19 protein-coding genes and 1 tRNA gene are annotated in these 18,714 nt (G+C 38.2%); 5 read left to right on the forward strand and 15 right to left on the reverse strand.

Translation table 11 applies throughout. The annotated features are described in order from the left end of the window. The 5 genes from AT685_RS02605 to ald form a co-directional block, all read right to left on the reverse strand. Positions 1 to 500 (reverse strand): DMT family transporter (locus tag AT685_RS02605; RefSeq protein ID WP_143713088.1); only part of this gene is annotated, 500 nt, incomplete at its 3' end. 1 nt (position 501) lies between these two features. Next, on the reverse strand, positions 502 to 1,980 hold the full coding sequence (locus tag AT685_RS02610; protein WP_072151432.1) for a polysaccharide deacetylase family protein: 1,479 nt from the start codon (positions 1,978 to 1,980) through the stop codon (positions 502 to 504). A gap of 9 nt (positions 1,981 to 1,989) precedes the next feature. Further along, on the reverse strand, positions 1,990 to 3,306 hold the full coding sequence (glyA, locus tag AT685_RS02615; RefSeq protein ID WP_072151433.1) for a serine hydroxymethyltransferase: 1,317 nt from the start codon (positions 3,304 to 3,306) through the stop codon (positions 1,990 to 1,992). 28 nt (positions 3,307 to 3,334) lie between these two features. Then, positions 3,335 to 4,630, reverse strand: coding sequence for an acetyl-CoA hydrolase/transferase family protein (locus AT685_RS02620; protein ID WP_072151434.1), 1,296 nt, complete (start codon positions 4,628 to 4,630; stop codon positions 3,335 to 3,337). Beyond that, positions 4,627 to 5,754 (reverse strand): alanine dehydrogenase, encoded by a 1,128-nt coding sequence (gene ald / locus AT685_RS02625; RefSeq protein WP_072151435.1) that lies wholly within the window; start codon positions 5,752 to 5,754, stop codon positions 4,627 to 4,629. Before ald ends, AT685_RS02620 begins: the two co-directional genes overlap by 4 nt. A gap of 181 nt (positions 5,755 to 5,935) precedes the next feature. Between ald and cdd the strand changes: the two genes are divergently transcribed. From cdd to AT685_RS02640, 3 genes are read left to right on the forward strand one after another with little or no spacing between them, the layout of a single operon-like run. Continuing rightward, on the forward strand, positions 5,936 to 6,346 hold the full coding sequence (gene cdd / locus AT685_RS02630) for a cytidine deaminase (protein WP_072151436.1): 411 nt from the start codon (positions 5,936 to 5,938) through the stop codon (positions 6,344 to 6,346). 2 nt (positions 6,347 to 6,348) lie between these two features. Further along, positions 6,349 to 6,933: a thymidine kinase gene (locus tag AT685_RS02635; RefSeq protein ID WP_072151437.1), complete on the forward strand. Its 585-nt coding sequence runs from the start codon at positions 6,349 to 6,351 to the stop codon at positions 6,931 to 6,933. A 24-nt stretch (positions 6,934 to 6,957) separates the two neighbouring features. Continuing rightward, a complete protein-coding gene (locus AT685_RS02640; RefSeq protein WP_072151438.1) occupies positions 6,958 to 8,313 on the forward strand; it encodes a NupC/NupG family nucleoside CNT transporter in 1,356 nt (451 codons plus the stop codon). Here AT685_RS02640 and AT685_RS02645 read toward each other — a convergent pair. From AT685_RS02645 to prfB, 8 genes are all read right to left on the reverse strand, one after another. Next, complete coding sequence (locus AT685_RS02645; RefSeq protein ID WP_072151439.1) at positions 8,310 to 8,975, reverse strand: site-2 protease family protein; 666 nt, start codon at positions 8,973 to 8,975, stop codon at positions 8,310 to 8,312. The two genes, AT685_RS02640 and AT685_RS02645, sit on opposite strands and share 4 nt — an antisense overlap. Before the next feature lie 212 nt (positions 8,976 to 9,187). Further along, positions 9,188 to 9,274: transfer RNA gene (locus AT685_RS02650), tRNA-Leu, on the reverse strand. 59 nt (positions 9,275 to 9,333) lie between these two features. Then, positions 9,334 to 10,305, reverse strand: coding sequence for a phosphate acetyltransferase (pta, locus tag AT685_RS02655; protein WP_072151446.1), 972 nt, complete (start codon positions 10,303 to 10,305; stop codon positions 9,334 to 9,336). Positions 10,306 to 10,347: 42 nt separating this feature from the next. Next, the gene (locus AT685_RS02660; RefSeq protein WP_072151440.1) at positions 10,348 to 11,397 is read right to left on the reverse strand and encodes a glycoside hydrolase family 130 protein; all 1,050 of its coding nucleotides are present in this window, start codon (positions 11,395 to 11,397) and stop codon (positions 10,348 to 10,350) included. A gap of 41 nt (positions 11,398 to 11,438) precedes the next feature. Continuing rightward, positions 11,439 to 11,798, reverse strand: coding sequence for a DNA-directed RNA polymerase subunit omega (locus AT685_RS02665; protein ID WP_072151441.1), 360 nt, complete (start codon positions 11,796 to 11,798; stop codon positions 11,439 to 11,441). 26 nt (positions 11,799 to 11,824) lie between these two features. Beyond that, positions 11,825 to 12,418, reverse strand: a complete 594-nt coding sequence (gmk, locus tag AT685_RS02670; RefSeq protein WP_072151442.1) for a guanylate kinase — start codon at positions 12,416 to 12,418, stop codon at positions 11,825 to 11,827. A gap of 18 nt (positions 12,419 to 12,436) precedes the next feature. Then, a complete protein-coding gene (locus AT685_RS02675; RefSeq protein WP_072151443.1) occupies positions 12,437 to 13,318 on the reverse strand; it encodes a YicC/YloC family endoribonuclease in 882 nt (293 codons plus the stop codon). Between the two features lie 18 nt (positions 13,319 to 13,336). After that, a protein-coding gene (prfB, locus tag AT685_RS02680; RefSeq protein ID WP_234696220.1) for a peptide chain release factor 2 occupies positions 13,337 to 14,450 on the reverse strand; the annotation gives its coding sequence in 2 pieces (ribosomal slippage) (positions 13,337 to 14,380 and positions 14,382 to 14,450; 1,113 coding nt in all). Positions 14,451 to 14,566: 116 nt separating this feature from the next. Here prfB and AT685_RS02685 point away from each other — a divergent pair. Continuing rightward, positions 14,567 to 15,121, forward strand: a complete 555-nt coding sequence (locus AT685_RS02685; RefSeq protein ID WP_081040550.1) for a Crp/Fnr family transcriptional regulator — start codon at positions 14,567 to 14,569, stop codon at positions 15,119 to 15,121. 10 nt (positions 15,122 to 15,131) lie between these two features. Continuing rightward, positions 15,132 to 15,581, forward strand: a complete 450-nt coding sequence (locus AT685_RS02690; protein WP_072151448.1) for a universal stress protein — start codon at positions 15,132 to 15,134, stop codon at positions 15,579 to 15,581. Between the two features lie 4 nt (positions 15,582 to 15,585). On the opposite strand, the gene tpiA is transcribed toward AT685_RS02690, so the two are convergent. Further along, positions 15,586 to 16,368, reverse strand: a complete 783-nt coding sequence (gene tpiA / locus AT685_RS02695) for a triose-phosphate isomerase (RefSeq protein ID WP_072151444.1) — start codon at positions 16,366 to 16,368, stop codon at positions 15,586 to 15,588. Positions 16,369 to 16,439: 71 nt separating this feature from the next. Beyond that, positions 16,440 to 18,714, reverse strand: a 2,275-nt coding sequence (locus AT685_RS02700; protein WP_081040551.1) for a vitamin B12-dependent ribonucleotide reductase, incomplete at its 5' end; no start/stop codon positions are given.

The following is an 18,714-nucleotide window of genomic DNA, read 5'->3' on the forward strand; positions in this document are numbered from 1 at the left end:
CCAAGTATTGAATAAAGAGCCCAAAACATCGCCCCAAACATTATAATAACATTCCCCTTCAAATACTCCATATTTAAACTTAAACCATGCTCGGCGAAAACAATTCCAACGCCCACAAAACTTAGGATAACACCTAAAACCTTATAAAAATTCACCTTCTCCTTTAAAAACAAAGCAGAAAAAATTAAAGCGAAAATCGGCGTCATAGCATAAATCAACGAAGCATTCGCAGGAGTTGTATATTTTATCCCCAAAATGAAAGCAAATTGATTCAAGGGCACTGAAAGAATCCCAAGAATAAAAAATTTTACCCTATCCGAGTTTTCAACCCTTATTTTCCCATATTTTGAAAAATAAATTATTAAACCGAAAACAAAACCAGCAATACCAGCCCTCAAAAAGGTAAGCGTAAAGGGTGGAATCGCCTTAACAACCGCCTTGGCAATTATATGCGTTAAACTGGCTATTAATGTCTGTATGCTGAGCCAAAAATAAACCACCTTAACTTATCCATTCACTTTCAAATAAATCCAAAATTTCACTGCAACTTCCAACAAACGCATCCGAATTTATGGCAAATTTTAAAAACTCCTCATAAATAAAGTCCCATCCTTTAAAATCAAATTCATCATACACAAAGTTATGAAACAAAACCGTAAACACACCTCCAAAACTTTTCACGACCTTTGCAAGATTTACAACTTCTACCAAAATCTCTTCAATCCCCTTTGAACTTCTACCATACTGATAAACTGCATCCATAAAAACAAGCGGAATCTCATAAACCTCAAGTTCAACATTTTTCTCAACATCATAAATTTTATACGGAAAAGCATAGCCACATCTAAAACCCTGCCTTAAATTAAACCCAAGTGTTGAATCATACTTAAAATTAAGCCCGTCATGTATTGATGGAGTGATTTTAAAATCATACCTTAAATAATGCTGTCTCACACCATTAACCTTAAGGTTAATAAAATTTTCAAGTTTAAGTTTTTCTTCCTTCATCAACTCAAAACTATTAAAGGTTTCAAAACTTGGGTGAAGTGCGATTTCAAATCCAGATCTTTTTAGCTCATCCACAAAATCAAGAAAAAATTTATCCCATTTATACCGTGCATCATATTTTGATGTCCGTCCCGATTTCAAGAAAAATGTTGATTTGACACCTTGAGATTTCTCAAACTCAATAAGTTTTTTCATCCCAACACGATACGGGTCTTCTCCCTTTGCAAAGAAATAAATAAACTTTGCAAACCTTTCCCTCCTTGCCTGTATATCTTCACGACCCATTATGAACTTGTTCATCACCTCGTTATAAACTCCGAACGCAGACCACTTCCTCAAGACATCAACATCATGCGTCAGACAAACAGAAAAAGTTTTCCCATTCCACTTTCTATTATCAACTTTAAACCCATTTTTCTCAATAAAAAACTTCAAGACATGAAAATAAAAATTAACGATGGGGAAATTAGAAACACCGAGTTTGACAAGTAAGTTTTCATCATCTGGAAATCTTCCGATTTCGTCTTTTTTATCCTTCACCCTTTCATCCCAAGATGAAAGGAAATAAAAAGCACACGAAAGAATATCAAAGTTTATTTTGTTGTTTTCAATTTCAAAAACTGGTTCGCCAGTTTTAAAAAAAACAGGCAAGGCGAAATTACCAAATTCATCCGGGATCATCGGCGCAACTAAATTAACAAAATGAACGGTTGCAACATCTAAAACCTCGTCATAAGCTTTTCTTCCCTCAAATAGTTCAATAGCCAGTTCACTTTTCCTTATGAAAATTCCCTTCCCCTCATCCTTAAAGTCTTCCCCATAAAAAATAAAAAGTTCCTCTCCTGAAACCTCTTCATACGAATTGACAAAATTCAAATCAACTTTATAAAGAAGCGAAAAATTTTTTAAAACATACTCAATTCTTTTCCTATGCGATGTGATTTCAACATCAAGCAGAACTTTTAAACTCATGCGATTTACCTATTTGATGCTTACACTGCTTAAAGATACAAAATCATAAAGCGGAAACCTCTCGCAAAGTTCCCTTACTTGCTCTTTAACTTCCTTATAAACCTCTTCCTTTCCGATATTTGAAATAACTCTATCAATAAGTTCAGCTATGTATTCCATTTCTTTCTCTTTCATTCCACGAGTTGTCAATGCTGGCGTCCCAAGGCGAATTCCACTTGTTACAAGTGGGCTTTTATCATCAAATGGGACCATGTTTTTATTCACCGTTATCCCTGCCCGTTCAAGCGCTCTCTCCGCATCTCTCCCAGTGACACCTTTATTTCGCAGGTCAATTAAAACAAGATGATTATCCGTCCCGCCGGAAACAAGATTATATCCAAGTTTAATTAAACTATTTGCAAGTGCTTTTGCATTCTTTATAACCTGTGCTGAATATTCTTTGAATTCTGGTTTCAACGCCTCACCAAATGCAACTGCTTTCGCTGCAATTACATGCATAAGCGGACCACCTTGAATCCCTGGCATGACAATGCCGTCAATAATTTCCGACATCATGCGAAAACGATCCCCCTTTGGAGTTTTTATCCCGAACGGGTTTTCTTTATCTTTATACATCAAAATTAAACCACCACGTGGTCCCCTTAAAGTCTTGTGGGTTGTTGATGTGACAATATCACAATATGGCAATGGATTGTTCAATAGACCCGACGCTATCAATCCCGCTGGATGAGCTATATCAGCCATAAGATAAGCCCCAACTTTATCTGCAATTTCCCTAAAAGCTTTATAATCGTAATCTCTTGGGTAAGCACTTGCTCCAACAATTATCATTTTTGGTTTTTCACGCTTTGCTATATCTTCAACCTCATTCATATCTATCATACCAGTTTCCTTTGACACACCATAGAAGACCGCACGATAAAGTTTGCCCGAGAAATTAACAGGAGCTCCATGTGTTAAATGTCCACCATGAGCAAGATTCAAGCCCATAATAGTATCACCTGGTTGAAGGAATGTAAAATATGCAGCCATATTCGCCTGGCTTCCGGAATGCGGTTGAACATTTGCATATTCGCAATTAAATAATTTTTTTGCTCTCTCACGCGCAAGATTTTCAGCGATATCCACAAATTCACATCCACCATAATATCTTTTGCCAGGATAACCCTCGGCGTATTTATTTGTCATTACTGAACCCATCGCCTCAAGAACAGCTCTTGAGACAAAATTTTCGCTTGCGATAAGCTCAAGGGTATAATTTTGTCTTTCAACTTCGCCAGCGATTGCACTGTAAACTTCAGGATCTTGCTCCCTCAATGAATACATGACCTGTTAATGATTTTGTTTTTAAACCTTACAAATAACATCTTTTCTTCGCTTCAAACTTTAACCAATCTCTGAAATCGGGATGAGCTATTTCAATTAATGCCTTTGCCCTCTCCCTTATGCTTTTGCCATGAAGATAAGCAATGCCGTATTCAGTTACAACATAATGAACATCTCCTCTTGATGTAACAACACCGGCTCCTTCAGTCAAAACTGGGACGATCCTTGAGATAGTTCCGTCCTTTGCGGTTGATGGCAAAGCTATAATTGGCTTTCCACCCTTTGAACGCGCAGCTCCGCGGATGAAATCAACCTGTCCACCTATGCCACTGTAAATTTTATGACCTATTGAATCAGAACACACTTGCCCAGTTAAGTCAATCTGCAACGCCGAATTTATCGCAACCATTTTCTCATTCTGGCTTATTATAAATGGATCATTAACATAATCAGATGGATGAAATTCAAAAAGTGGATTGTTATCAATGAAATCAAATAACTTTTTCGTTCCAAGCACAAAACTTGCTATGACCTTACCCCGATGCAAAGTTTTTCTTTCATTGTTCACAACGCCAGACTCTATAAGGGGTAATAAACCATCGCTGAACATCTCCGTATGAATTCCGAGGTCTCTTTTATCTTTCATAAAAAGCAAAACAGCATCAGGAATTCCACCTATCCCCATCTGCAAAGTTGAACCATCTTCAATTAATTCAGCAATATAGCTGGCTATTCTCCTGTGAAGGTCTGTTATTTCATCTTTTGGAAGTTCAAATAAGGGTCGGTTTGATTCAACAAAGTAATGAATTTTACTAACATGGATGAAGCTATTGCCAAGAGCTCTTGGCATATTGGAATTCACTTCGGCAATTACAATTTTAGCTGTTTCAGCTGCTGCCTTCGTGCATTCAACGCCAACACCAAAACTACAAAAGCCATATTCATCGGGTGGGGAAACTGTGATTAATGCAACATCAATTTTATATTCGCCGCTGTAAAACAACTTTGGGATTTCAGATAGGAAGATCGGGACAAATTCAGCTCTGCCATCATTAACGGCATCCCTTACATTTGCGCCTGTAAAGAAAGCGCGATGTTTAAAATGCCCCTGCATTTCCGGTTTCACATATGGGGCTTCACCAAATGTTAAGATATGTGCTATCTCAACATTTTCAAGCTCGTCTTTTCTTTGAACAAGTGCTTTTATTAAAGGTTCTGGCGTGGCGCACCCGGGATGAACCCAGACCCTATCGCCAGATTTTATTACTTTTACAGCTTCTTCGGCTGTTACTGTTCTCTCTTTGAAGTGCTTTGTCCAGCTCATATTAGTTCTTCAATTTTTTTATATTCAAGGTTAAAAATTTCAGCAATGTTTTTATTTGTGCAATAACCTGCATGGGTGTAAATCCCTTTGCTAAACGATGGGTTTTCTTTCACTGTTTGTGAAAGTCCCTTATCAGCAATTTCAAGTATGTAGGGCAAACTTACATTTGTAAGAGCATGAGCTGCTGTCCTGGCAACATTTGAAGCCATGTTGGGAACACAATAATGAATAACACCATGCTTCACGAAAACAGGATTTGCAATTGTGGTTGGTCTGCTCGTCTCAACGCAACCACCTTGGTCAATTGAAACATCAATTATAACGGATCCTGGCTTCATCTTTTTGACCATTTCCTCTGTGACAAGTTTTGGAGTTAAGGCACCGTGAATTAAAACTGCCCCGATTAAAACATCAGCAAATTGAACTGCCTTTTCAATATTATAAACATTTGCAATTGCAGTTTCAACCCTTTTACCAAATAACTTTTCCACCTCCCTTAATTTGTCAATATCTTTGTCAAGGACCATTACATGCGCCCCAAGCCCAAGAGCAGCTCTTATGGCATTTTGCCCAACAACGCCAGCACCAAGTATAACAACAGTCGCTGGTGGAACCCCTGGAATTCCACCAAGAATTATCCCACGCCCGCCGTCCTCATTTTGAAGATATCTTGCTGCAACAACTATTGCCATCTGTCCAGCAATTTCGCTCATCGCTTGAAGTATTGGCAGGCGTCCATCCGGCATCTCAATTATCTCATAACCTATTGCTGTTACCCTCCTCTCAAGTAAAATCTCAATAAACTTTCTTGGTGCAACAGCAAGATGTAAAAAACCAAATAAAAGATGATCATCGCATAAGTAATCATAGTCTTCCTCGCCAGGTCTTGCAACTTTTACAACCATTTTCGCCCTTTTATAAATTTCTTCTCGTGAAAAAACAATTTTAGCACCCATTTTTTCATACTCCACATCGCTAAAACCACTATACTCACCAGCTGAAGATTCAACATAAACTTCGTGACCTCGCTCCACAAGGACCTTAACTCCCGCCGGCGTAAGTGCTACCCTTCTTTCAAGAATTTTTTGTGTGTCGCTGCTTTCTTTTGGAATTCCAATGTTCATGGTTAAGCTTTAAATTTTTTGGTTTTCACTCTTTACAAATATACTAAAAAGTTTCGGCATTATGAAGATTTCGCAGGGAACGAGACCATTGGGAACCGTTCCATAGCTCCAGTTTTAATTGATTTTATCCACAACTTTAAATATATTTTTACTTGCATTCAAAATTAATGCGAAAATCTTAATGAAACATGATGAACTGATCAAACTTGCCATTGAAGCAAAAAAACTCGCTTACGCTCCATATTCAAAATTCAAAGTTGGAGCTGCAATCCTCACCAACGATGGGGAAGTTTTCACAGGATGCAACATTGAAAACAGCTCCTACTCCCTGACAATTTGCGCTGAAAGAGTTGCAATTTTTAAAGCTTATTCTATGGGGAAAAAGAAATTTAAATCAATCGCTGTTGTCTCAGATTCAAAAAATTACATTTCTCCATGTGGCGCTTGTAGGCAAGTTTTAATGGATTTAGCTGGCGGTGAACTTGAAGTCATACTGGCAAATTCAAAAGGCGAGGCAAAAGTTTTAAGGCTTAGTGAGCTTCTCCCATTTCCATTTGGTTCAAAAGACTTAAAAAGAAAGAAAAAGAAATAACCATGGATATAACGGAATTTGAAAAAATCCCGCAGGGAACACGCGGGACCGGCTGGATTGAGGTTATTGCCGGAAGCATGTTCAGCGGAAAAACAGAAGAATTGATAAGAAGAATAAGAAGAGCTCAAATAGCAAAGCTAAAAGTTGCCGTCTTCAAGCCAAGAATTGACACAAGATATAGCACCGACAGAATCGTCTCACATAGTGATATCTCCATTCCTTCAATCGTTGTTGACAATGCACAACAAATCCTTGAGCTTGCAAAAGATGCACAAGTTGTAGGAATTGACGAAGCACAATTTTTTGATATGGACCTTGTTGATGTATGCGAAAAACTTGCCAACGATGGCAAAAGAGTAATTGTCGCAGGACTTGATCAAGATTACCGTGGAAAACCATTTGAACCAATGCCACAACTTCTAGCAATAGCTGAATATATAACAAAAACACACGCGATCTGTGTCGTATGTGGAAATCCAGCAAGCAAAACCCAACGAAAAATAAAAGCAGGTGAAAGAATTGTCGTTGGAGCTTCGGACATCTACGAAGCAAGATGTAGAAGGTGTTTTGAACCTCCAGAAGAGTAAAATAAAAAATGGAGAAATTAACTGATGAAATTAACCTCCTTCCTGAACGGACTACTGGGGATGGCAGTTATAGTTGGAATTGCTTTCCTCGTTTCAAACAACAAAAAAAGGGTCAATTGGCGACTTGTAATTTCAGGGCTTCTAATTCAAATCATCTTTGCAATTTTTATTTTGAAAGGACGTGAGCTTGCAAATCTATGGTCACCACTTGGCTGGCCTAAAACTTTATTTGAATGGATAAGTAAGGCATTTGTCATTATACTTGGATTTACAATTGAAGGAGCAAAATTCGTCTTCGGTGATCTTGCAATTAGCCCCGGACAAAATAATTCACTCGGTTTCTTCTTTGCATTTCAAGTTTTGCCGACAATTATATTTTTCTCATCTTTGATGTCTGTCCTTTACTTTCTTGGGATCATGCAAAGAGTTGTCCAAGCAATGGCCTGGATTATGCTTCGCCTCATGGGAACAAGCGGAGCAGAAAGCCTATCCTGCACAGCAAATATATTCGTCGGTCAAACCGAAGCACCACTTATGGTAAGACCATTTATTGCAATGATGACAATGTCAGAACTTCTCGCTGTTATGGTTGGTGGAATGGCAACTATAGCTGGTGGGGTTATGGCTGCTTATGTTCAGATGCTCGGATATTCATTTGCACAATCACATGGACTTGATATAATGACCGCACAAGTAAAATTCGCTGAACAGCTTCTTGGCGCAAGTGTAATGGCTGCACCCGCTGCACTTGTAATGGCTAAAATCATGTGGCCAGAGACCGAAGAACCAGTAACAAAAGGAACAGTTAAAGTCAAAGTTGAAAAAACAGCTAAAAACCTCATAGAAGCAGCAGCTGAGGGCGCCTCAAACGGCTTACACCTTGCTTTAAATGTCGGCGCAATGTTAATAGCTTTTATCGCTCTAATAGCAATGACAAACTGGGGACTTGAAAAAATCGGAACTATAGGAGGACTTAACGAATTCCTCATAAAAAAATTTGGATCACCTCTAAAACTTGAACTTATCTTCGGACTTGTGCTTCAATATTTAGGAGTTGCAATTGGAATCCCCTGGAGTGATGCCCTGAACTTTGGAAGTCTGCTTGGAACCAAAATAGTTATAAATGAATTCGTTGCCTACCTGAAATTTTCCGAATTAATCGCACAAAATAAAATTGTCCTTGAAAAAACTATAACGATGACAACCTTTGCCCTTTGCGGATTTGCTAACTTTTCATCAATCGCAATTCAAATCGGCGGGATAAGCCCAATGGCCCCAAATAGAAGACCTGATTTAGCACGGCTTGGATTAAGAGCTGTTCTTGGCGGAACATTGGCAAACCTTATGACAGCAACAATCGCTGGTGTCCTTGTAGGTTAAACAAAAACATTTATTAAAAACTCAATTGGAGCTGCTATCGCCTGAACTATACTGAAGAAAATATGTGAAAATATAGGAACACGCATCAAAAATATCACAATAAAAATCCCAAAGAAACCAATCTGTCTGTAACTTTCACCTATTCGCTCTGGCAAAATTGATGCAAGAATATGAGACCCATCAAGCGGGGGCACTGGTATGAGATTAAAAACCCCCAAAATTATGTTAAGATAAATCCCACCATAAAACATCTTAACAAGAAATTCATAAGCAAACTTAACAAGCTCTGAATTAAACGAATTGAAGAGAGATTCAAGATTTAAAAGCACTATCACAGCGAAAGCACAGCAAAAAGCAAGAAAAAAATTTGAAAGTGGTCCAACACCAGAAACAAGAATAGAATCCCTTTTATAATTCCTAAAATTAATGGGATTTACGGGCACTGGCTTTGCCCACGCTATGAAAACACGCCCAGCCACAAGAAGAGAAAATAAAGGGACAAGTATTGAACCAAAAAGATCAATATGCGGAATTGGATTCAATGTTAACCTTCCAGCATACTTTGCAGTTGGATCACCACACTTAAGGGCAACATAACCATGCATAACCTCGTGAACAACAACACTGAAAAGAAGGATTGGAATTATATAAAGCGTTTCCATGCCAAATTTAAATCATATTTTTTATGTATTTGCTCTGTCCAACATTATTGATGAACGCTTTAAAGTTGTTGAAGCTCAAAGCCTTTCCCGAAGTGATCGCTTCGCCGAAACTGAGCATGATTTATATCATAGAACATAAAATGCTCACACCTTTCTCAAGGATCAACTTTTCTCCCACGCAAAATCAAAGAATAAATAATTAAAAGGGGAAGTGCCGAAGGTGGGAGTCGAACCCACACGGGGTTTAGAGCCCCACGGGATTTTGAGTCCCGCGCGTCTTCCAGTTCCGCCACTTCGGCATCGCAATTAAAATATATAAATCAAGAACTTTTTTTGCAAATAACCGCAATAAACAACATCAACCCATAACGCAATTTATAGCCACAACATTAACTATATCCTCAACACTGCAACCCCTTGAGAGATCAAAGCATGGTTTTTTCAATCCCTGAACTATCGGACCAAGCGCCTCAGCTCCAGCCATTCTTTGAGCCATTTTATATCCAATGTTTCCAGCATCAAGATTTGGGAAAATTAACACATTCGCATTACCTTGAACGGGGCTGTTAGGAGCTTTCCTTTTCGCTACCTCTGGGACAATAGCTGCATCAAGTTGAAGCTCACCATCAATTATCAATTCTGGCATTTTCTGCCTCGCAATTTGCGTAGCTTGAACAACTTTATCAACCATCTCATGCTTTGCGCTTCCCTTCGTTGAGAAAGAAAGCATCGCAACAATAGGCTCTTCTCCAGTTAACTTTTTATGATTTATCGCAGTTGAAATGGCAATATCCGCAAGTTGTTCCGCAGTTGGATTTGGAACAACAGCACAATCAGCAAAAGAATAAACCTTGTTTGGAAAAACAATCAAAAAGAAACTTGAAACAATTGAAATCCCATCCATCAAACCAACCACTTGAATCCCAGCCCTCAAAACATCCGCAGTTGTTGAAATTGAACCAGCAACGCTTCCATCCGCAAACCCTTCTCTTACCATCATCGCTCCGAAGAAAAGTGGATTCTTCATCGTCTCCTTCGCCTCTTCAAAACTTATACCCTTATGCTTTCTCAAGTTATAAAATATGTGCACAAAATCACTCATCTTCTCTGATTTCAAAGGATTCAATACCCTTATCCCTGATAAATCAACTCCAATTTTTTCAGCAAGTGAATAAATTTTCTCATCATCACCTATTAATGTGACATTAGCAATTTTTTCATCAACAATTATCCTTCCAGCTTTTAAAGTTCTCTCATCCAATGCATCTGGAAGGACGATGTGCTTTTTAAGTTGTTTTGCTTTTTCTCTGATTTTTTCAAGTAAGGTTATTCCTGACATTTTACTTTCACTTAATTTTGTTTTAAAAAAAATCTATGACAACGCCCATCTCAAAATTTCATCCTTCAAAACTCTTCCACCAAGAATTACGCTATCAGCCCCAGCATAAGGAAAATAAAGATACCTATCATAGAAATACGCCCCACATATAAACAACACATTGTTCACTCCAAGTTCTATGTCGCCAGTTTTTTCAAATTTTGTCTCAGGACGCATAAATGGTTCAAATCTTTTCACAAACTTTACATAATTTTTCTCATCCTCTTCTACAATTGCCAACCCGAGGTCATACTCTCTCTCACTGTTTCTTCTCAGATTTCCAATGTGATAAATCAAGAGATATTTCCCCGATTCAATCTTTAATGGTGGGGCGCCCGCGCCATTCCATGTTCTTTCAAATTCTTGATTTAAAATCACATCAATCAAAACCCCTTCATCCCTCCATTCACCAAGTAGATCATCAGCCGTGGCATAATGAATCACCATCGCATTTTCACCTTCCATAGGGCGATGAAGCAAAACAAATTTCCCATTTATCTTTTCCGGGAAAAGAACAGCGTTTTTATTGTCAACTTTGTTAAGCTCACCCCTCAAAACCCCGTGCTTTACCCAATGCAAAAAGTCCTTCGTCTCCGCTATGCATATATTGATTTTGTTTTTCTCCTTCCCGCTTTGATAACCAGTATAAAACATGAAGTATCTATCTCCAACTTTTATGACTCTTGGATCTTCAACCCCAAGGTTTTCAAATTCTTCTTCTGGTCTAAGAATCGGATGGGGAAATCTTTTGATAAGTTTTAAATCAGGTGTAAAAATAGCAAGCCCAAGGGAAGAACGCCTGTAATCATATTCAACCGACGCCTTCCCTTGAGCCCTGTAAATTAGAAAACAAAGGGAATTATATTTTTGAAGCTCGCTTAAAGTCTCTTTATCTGGCTTTATTGACTCAATTATTCTGCCGATTTCCTCTTTATCCTCAATAAGAACACAGGCCGGGTTGAAAACAACCCTACTTTCCCACGGGTTACCTTCAACTTTTTCAAGTATCGGTTTCCCTGAGTTTAGCCTTTCAACTTTGAACATCGCCTAAAATCTATCGTCTCTTCTCGTAGTTCCAACTAATACTACTCTTGTTTTATTTTTGTTTGTTTCTGCTTCTCGTAGTTCCAAGTAAGTTTCCCCTCAAGATATTCTTCTATCGCAACATCCGTTGGCTTCGGCAATCTATCAAATTCCTCAGCGATTTTAACCTGCTCTGGTGGCGCTTTCAAAACTCGCTCGTCATCAACAATTTTAGGGGTCTCCTCTTCTGAACTTGCCTGCTGTTGTGCTTTAAGTGCTCTCATCTCCTCAAGCCGTTTGTTGAACATAATTTTTCTCTCATCATTTATCTGCCTTGCTCTCTTCGCCATTATAACGATTGCCTCATAAGTGTTTCCAGCAATCTCCTGAATCTTCTTTAAATCAAGTGGTTTGATCCCCATTTTAAAGTTTATCTTGCTTTTTGTTTTTAATATTCATGCTTTTGAATTGCTTTCCATTTTTCAATTTCATTGAAAATCGCTCTTTCAACGGATTTAACCGTATCCTCAAGTTTATCATTGACAAAAATATAATCAAAATATATCGCTTTTTCAAGTTCCATCGGGACTCGCTCAAGCCGTTTTTTTAACTGCTCTTCCGATTCCGTCCTCCTTCGCCTCAACCTCTCCTTTAGAGTTTCCATATTTGGTGGTTTAATGAAAATTAAAACAGAATCATCAGGGAATTTTCTCTTTATGGAAATTGCGCCGTTCACATCAACATCAAAAAGTAAAACATCACCGTTTTTTAATGCGTCTTCAACCACGCTTTTCAATGTCCCATAATAATTCCCGTAAATCTCCTCCCATTCAAGCAGTTCTCCATTCTGAATTTTTTTCTCAAATTCCTCCCTCGTAACGAAAAAATAATCCCTCCCATCAACTTCACCATCTCTTTTTGGTCTTGTAGTTGCTGAAACTGAAAACTTTACAAACGGAAATTTTTCAATTATCTTCTTGGCAATCGTTGTCTTTCCCGAACCACTTGGAGCTGAAACAACTATTAATCTTCCTCTCACCATTTCACCAAAGTTTAAATTTTATTCAACATTTTGTAATTGCTCTCTGATTTTTTCAATTTCTTCCTTAATAGCAACAACAAGATAGGTTATTTGAGCATCTTCAATTTTAGCACCTATCGTTGTAGCCTCACGGAGCATCTCCTGAAGCAAAAAATTTAATCTCCGCCCAACTGCAACATCATCACCTTTTAATGTCTCAATGAAAAATTTTATATGACTTTTCAATCTAACACACTCCTCCGTCACATCAATTTTATTCGCAAGCCAGACAAGCTCCGCCTCAAGACGACTTTTATCAAATTCAACATCTTTGAAAACTTCCTCAATCCTCTGCTTCAATATACTTTGCTTTGATTTCAAACTTCCCTCAGAAAGCGTCAAAATTTTCTCAAGATTATCTGAGATTAAATTGATTCTGTTTTCAATGTCTCTTGAAATTTCAATCCCCTCTTTTCTCCTTGCCAAGACGAGTTTATCCAGCGCTTCATCAATTGCTTTTTTTACAACCTCCCAATGCTCATCCGAGATATTATCCATAGAATTTGATTCAAATATCTCGCGAAACATCAACAAATGTTCAAGTTTTATCTCACCTTTAACTTTTGTCTTCTTTTTTATTTCCTTGAGCAACTTCACAACATGGGATACGAAATCAAAATTAATTTTAAAAGGCATCAAATATATTGGGTCAATCTCAATATCAATTGAAACCGTGATCTTCCCTCTTGAAACTTTCTGGCGTATCAACTCCCGTATTTCAAACTCCTTTGGCTGCAGAATTTTCGGGAGCTTTGTGATCACCTCAAGAAAACGAGAATTTAAACTTTTCATCTCAACCGAAACAAAAATCCCATTTTGCTTAATCTCAGCTTTTCCAAAACCAGTCATACTTGAAAGCATAAGCACATGCGGGAAAATTTAGTTGGAGCTTGCTCTGACAGAGTTTAAAAGATACGCTTTTATGAACTCATCTATCTCCCCGTCCATAACTGCTTGAACATTTGATGTCTCATAGCCAGTTCTATGATCCTTAACAAGATTATACGGGTGAAAAATATAGGAACGAATTTGATTTCCCCATTCTATCTTTTTCTTTTGCTTTTCAAACTCATCAAGTTTTTCTCTTTCTTTCTCCTTTTGCAGTTGATATAATCTTGATTGAAGCAAACGTAAAGCCCTCACCTTATTTTGGTACTGAGAACGCTCACTCTGACATTGCACAACAATTCCAGTTGGTATATGTGTGATTCTAACCGCAGTTTCAACTTTATTAACATTTTGACCACCGTGACCACCAGCTCTAAATGTTTCAATTTTCAGGTCATCTGGATTTATCTCTATCTTCACATCGTTCTCGTCGATCTCTGGATATACAAAAACAGAAGCAAATGATGTATGCCTTCTCTTGTTCGCATCAAATGGAGAGATTCTAACAAGCCGATGAACACCGCTTTCTGCTTTAAGATAGCCGTAAGCATATGGACCTTCAATTTCAACAACAGCACTTTTTATCCCTGCACCATCCCCTTCAAGTATATCAACCACAGTTGCGTTATACCCATTCCTTTCCGCCCACCTCAGATACATCCTTAAAAGCATCTCAGCCCAGTCCTGCGCTTCAGTGCCACCTGCACCGGAATGAATCGTCAAAATTGCACTCTTTGAATCATCCTCACCATTTAAAAGATTTTTCAGCTCAAGCTCATCAATTTTCTTCTCAAGCTTCTTTATCTCCCTTTGTAATTCACCTGTAAATGTAATATCCTGAGATTCCTCGGCAAGCTCAACAAGAACCCTTGAATCCTCAAGCATTCTCTGAGCAATTTCCCATTCACTTAGCCATTCTTTAATTCTGCTTATCTCCTGCATAATTTTCTGCGCCTTTGGAAGATCGTTCCAAAAATCAGGACTTGTGGTTTTCCCCTCAAGTTCAGCTAACCGCTTACGCTTCCCTTCTATGTCAAAGAAACCTCCTTAAAGTTTCAAACCTTTCAGCAAGCTCATCAATTTTGGTCTTGAAATTCTCAAACATCTTCATTCACTCCCTTTTTGTTTTGGATTTAAAGATAACAAAAATTTTTGAATTTACAAACTATTGCTTTTTTCGGCTCAATTTTTTATTTTGAAAAAAATTAATCTCAATTGAAAATGACAGCTAAAGATACTTTCTGGGCGAATATATTTAAAGGGAAAAAGAAAAGGGACGAGGCTGTTGAAAATATACTCAAAGAAGTCCCTGCCTTTTCGCATCTTGAACCAAAAGAAATATCACTCCTTGCTTCAATCGTTCACAAAAGAGAATACAAAAGGGGAGAATATATCTTCTATCAAGGAGACCCTGGGCTTGGGATGTATATAATTCAAGAGGGGGAAGTTTTAATTCAATACACTGATCCTGATGGAAATAAAAAAGATCTTGCCATTTTAAAAGATGGCGATTTCTTTGGTGAAATCGCTCTTATAGATGAATCACCACGCTCAGCTTCTGCGATTTGCCGAACGGATTGCTATATAATTGGCTTTTTTAGACCTGACCTTTTTGAAATAATTGAAAGACACCCTAAACTTGGAATCAAAATTGTCTTGAAACTCGCAGAAATAATCGCCGAAAGATTGAGAAGAACAAATCAAGAAGTAGCACAATTAAAAGCCGAACTTGAAACATTGAGATCAACTATTGAAGAAAAAAATATCCAAAGGTAAAAAAGCAAAAATGAACGAAATCAAAAAAATTTTAATCCCAATTGATTTTTCAGAACACTCACTTCACGCCCTTGAGTATGCTAAATTTTTTGCAGGGAAATTTAACGCCGAACTTATACTTTTAAATGTCGTTGAGCCTGTTGTCTTCATCACCGATTTAACAATGGGTCAAATCAATATCCCATCAATTGAGAGCGAACTCCTTCAAAAATCTGAAGAAAAAATTAATGAGCTTGTAAATAGTCTAAAAAATGAATACAATGTCCGTGGCGTTGTAAAGCTTGGTAAACCGTATGTTGAGATAATTGAATTTTCAAAGAACGAAAACATTGACCTTATCGTCATAGGTTCACACGGACACACCGGGGTTGAACACCTTTTATTCGGTAGCACAGCAGAAAAGGTTATAAGGAAAGCAACTTGTCCTGTTTTGATAATAAGACCATCTGTCAAGAAATAAAATTTTAATTTCTCTTTTCAATTAAAGCAGTTTCCCCCGCCTTTATAATTTTCAAGAATGAATCAACTTTTAAACTTGCGCCTCCAACAAGAGCCCCATCAACATCTGGTTGTGAAAGAAGTGAATAAGCATTTTCAGGTGTAACGCTTCCACCATATTGAATTGTTAAATTCAGTGCCACATCCCTATTAAATAAACCAGCAACAAGTTCCCTTATAAATTTTTGTGCCTCCTGCGCCTGCTCGGGCGTAGCGTTCCTACCTGTTCCAATCGCCCAAACAGGTTCATACGCAATTACAACTTTACTCATCTCATCATAAGTTAAACCATCAAGAACACCCCTTACTTGCTTTTCAAGGACTTTAAATGTGTCGCCTCTTTCTCTTTCTTCAAGCGTCTCACCAACACAAACTATGGGTTTTAAGTCAAATTCAATTGCCCTTTTAACTTTCCGATTGACGAATTCATCGGTCTCACCAAAGTATCTTCTTCGCTCCGAATGTCCAAGGATAACATATTCACATTTTACCGATTTCAACATCTTCGGCGAAATTTCCCCCGTAAATGCTCCTTCAACTTCATAAAACATGTTCTGCGCCCCAAGTTTAATACCCGTTTCCTTCAGAATCTCAAATGCGACAAAAAGTGATGTAAATGGAGGACAAACAACAACTTCAACACTTAAATTTTGACCGATCAAATTGTTTTTTAAAGGAAGTAAAAATTCAAATGTCTCTTTAATGTCTTTGTTCATTTTCCAGTTTCCAGCAATTATCATTTTCCTCATTTTTCAGATTTTTCCCCTCTTTTATTTAAAAATAAAAAAGGCATCCCGAGGAAGGGATGCCCAATTCAATTTTACGAGCAACCGCTCGTTGAGCCACAATTAGGACAGACATAACAAGAGCCTGCCCTTTGCATTATCGTTCCACAGCTTGGACAGGGAGGAGCATCAGACTGTGATTCAAAAATTTGTTTTTCATACTTTTCAATCGCTTCACTCCTTAATCCGACCTTTTCCACCTGCGATGAATAAATCCCATTCAAAATATCAGTGTAATCAACATTGCTTGGTTGCTCATCCGGGGTCAAGAACTTTTTACCAAGCCATCTGAAAATATAATCAATAATTGACTTTGCAATTGGTATATCCGGATTATTTGTAAATCCGCTTGGTTCAAATCTCATGTGACTAAATTTATCAACGAGAACCTTCAATGGAACTCCATATTGAAGTGCAAGCGAAATTGCAGTTGCAAACGCGTCCATCAACCCACTCAATGTTGAACCCTCTTTGCTCATCGTTATAAAAATTTCACCAGGTGTTCCATCAGGATACATCCCAACAGTTATGTATCCTTCATGACCAGCGACACTAAATTTATGTGTGATTGATTTCCTTTCATCCGGGAGACGACGGCGCACGGGCTTAAATTCAACTTTCTTTTCCTCCTCAGCTGAAACGGATTTTTTATCATCAACACTTGTTGAAAGTGGTTGCGTCCATTTGCTCCCATCTCGGTAAATTGCTATTGCCTTCAAACCCATCTTCCATGCATCAATATATAATTGCATAACATCATCAACAGTTACATCATTTGGCATATTAACGGTCTTTGAAATCGCCCCAGATATAAACGGCTGAACTGCTGCCATCATCTTAACATGACCCATATAATGAATGAACCTCTGTCCCTTCGCCGGTTTAAATGCGCAATCAAATACCGGTAAATGCTCAGGTCTCAAATGTGGAGCTCCCTCAATCGTATCGTTTTTATCAATGTAATCAACTATTTCCTTTATCTGCTTTTCATCATATCCAAGCTTTTTCAAAGCAAGTGGTACAGTATTATTTACAATCTTAAGAAATCCACCACCGACAAGTTTTTTGTACTTAACAAGAGCGATATCAGGTTCAATTCCCGTTGTATCGCAATCCATCATAAAACCAATTGTCCCTGTTGGCGCAATAACTGTAACCTGTGAATTTCTATATCCATACTTTTGTCCAAGTTCATAGGCTTCGCCCCAAACTCTTCTCGCAGTTTCATACAATTCCTTTGGAATAAAGTTTTTATCAATTTTATCAATATAAGACATATGCTTCCTTATCACACCGAGCATCGGTTCCCTATTAAGTTCAAACCCCCTAAAAGGTCCCATTTCCTTTGCAATTAAAGCTGACTGTTTATATGCTTCACCCGTCATAATTGCAGTTATCACTGCAGCATAAGCTCGCGCAGGCTCACTATCATATGGGAGCCCAAGCGACATAAGCAAAGCCCCAAGATTTGCATAGCCAAGTCCAAGTGGTCTATAATCATGACTGTTTCTCTCAATCGCCTTCGTCGGATAACCCGCATTATCAACTATAATCTCCTGAGCGGTTATCATAATATCAACCGCATGGCAAAACGCTTTAACATCAAAAGTTCCATCTTCTTTTCTAAACTTCATCAAATTCAAAGATGCAAGATTGCACGCTGTATCGTCAAGAAACATAAACTCGGAACATGGATTGCTTGCATTTATCCTGCCTGTATTCGGGCATGTATGCCAACTGTTAATTGTTGTATCAAACTGCATTCCCGGATCACCACATAGCCACGCTGCCTCGGCTATCATTCGCATTATATCTCTCGCCTTGTAAGTATCGCATATCTCGCCTGTCGTGACATATCTTGTATGCCACTCCCCATCTTCCAAAACCGCCTTCATAAACTCATCCGTTACCCTAACAGAATGATTTGCATTTTGAAATTGAACCGAATCATACGCTCCACCAGGGACATTAAAACCAGGATCATATCCCGCCTTTATCAAAATATGGGCTTTTTTCTCTTCCTCCGCTTTTGACTTTATGAAATCAATTATGTCAGGGTGATCAACATTGAGTATAACCATCTTTGCTGCCCTTCTTGTCTTCCCACCGCTTTTTATAACACCTGCAAAAGCATCAAAACCCCGCATAAACGAAACAGGACCACTTGCAACCCCACCACCTGAAAGCTTCTCCTTTGATGAACGAAGCGTTGAAAAGTTCGTCCCTGTGCCAGATCCATACTTAAAAAGCATACCTTCGGTTTTCGCAAGTTCAAGTATTGATTCCATCGTATCTTGAACCGAATTTATA

It is taken from the genome of Candidatus Kryptobacter tengchongensis (genome assembly GCF_001458555.1).
GTDB lineage: Bacteria > Bacteroidota > Ignavibacteria > Kryptoniales > Kryptoniaceae > Kryptonium > Kryptonium tengchongense.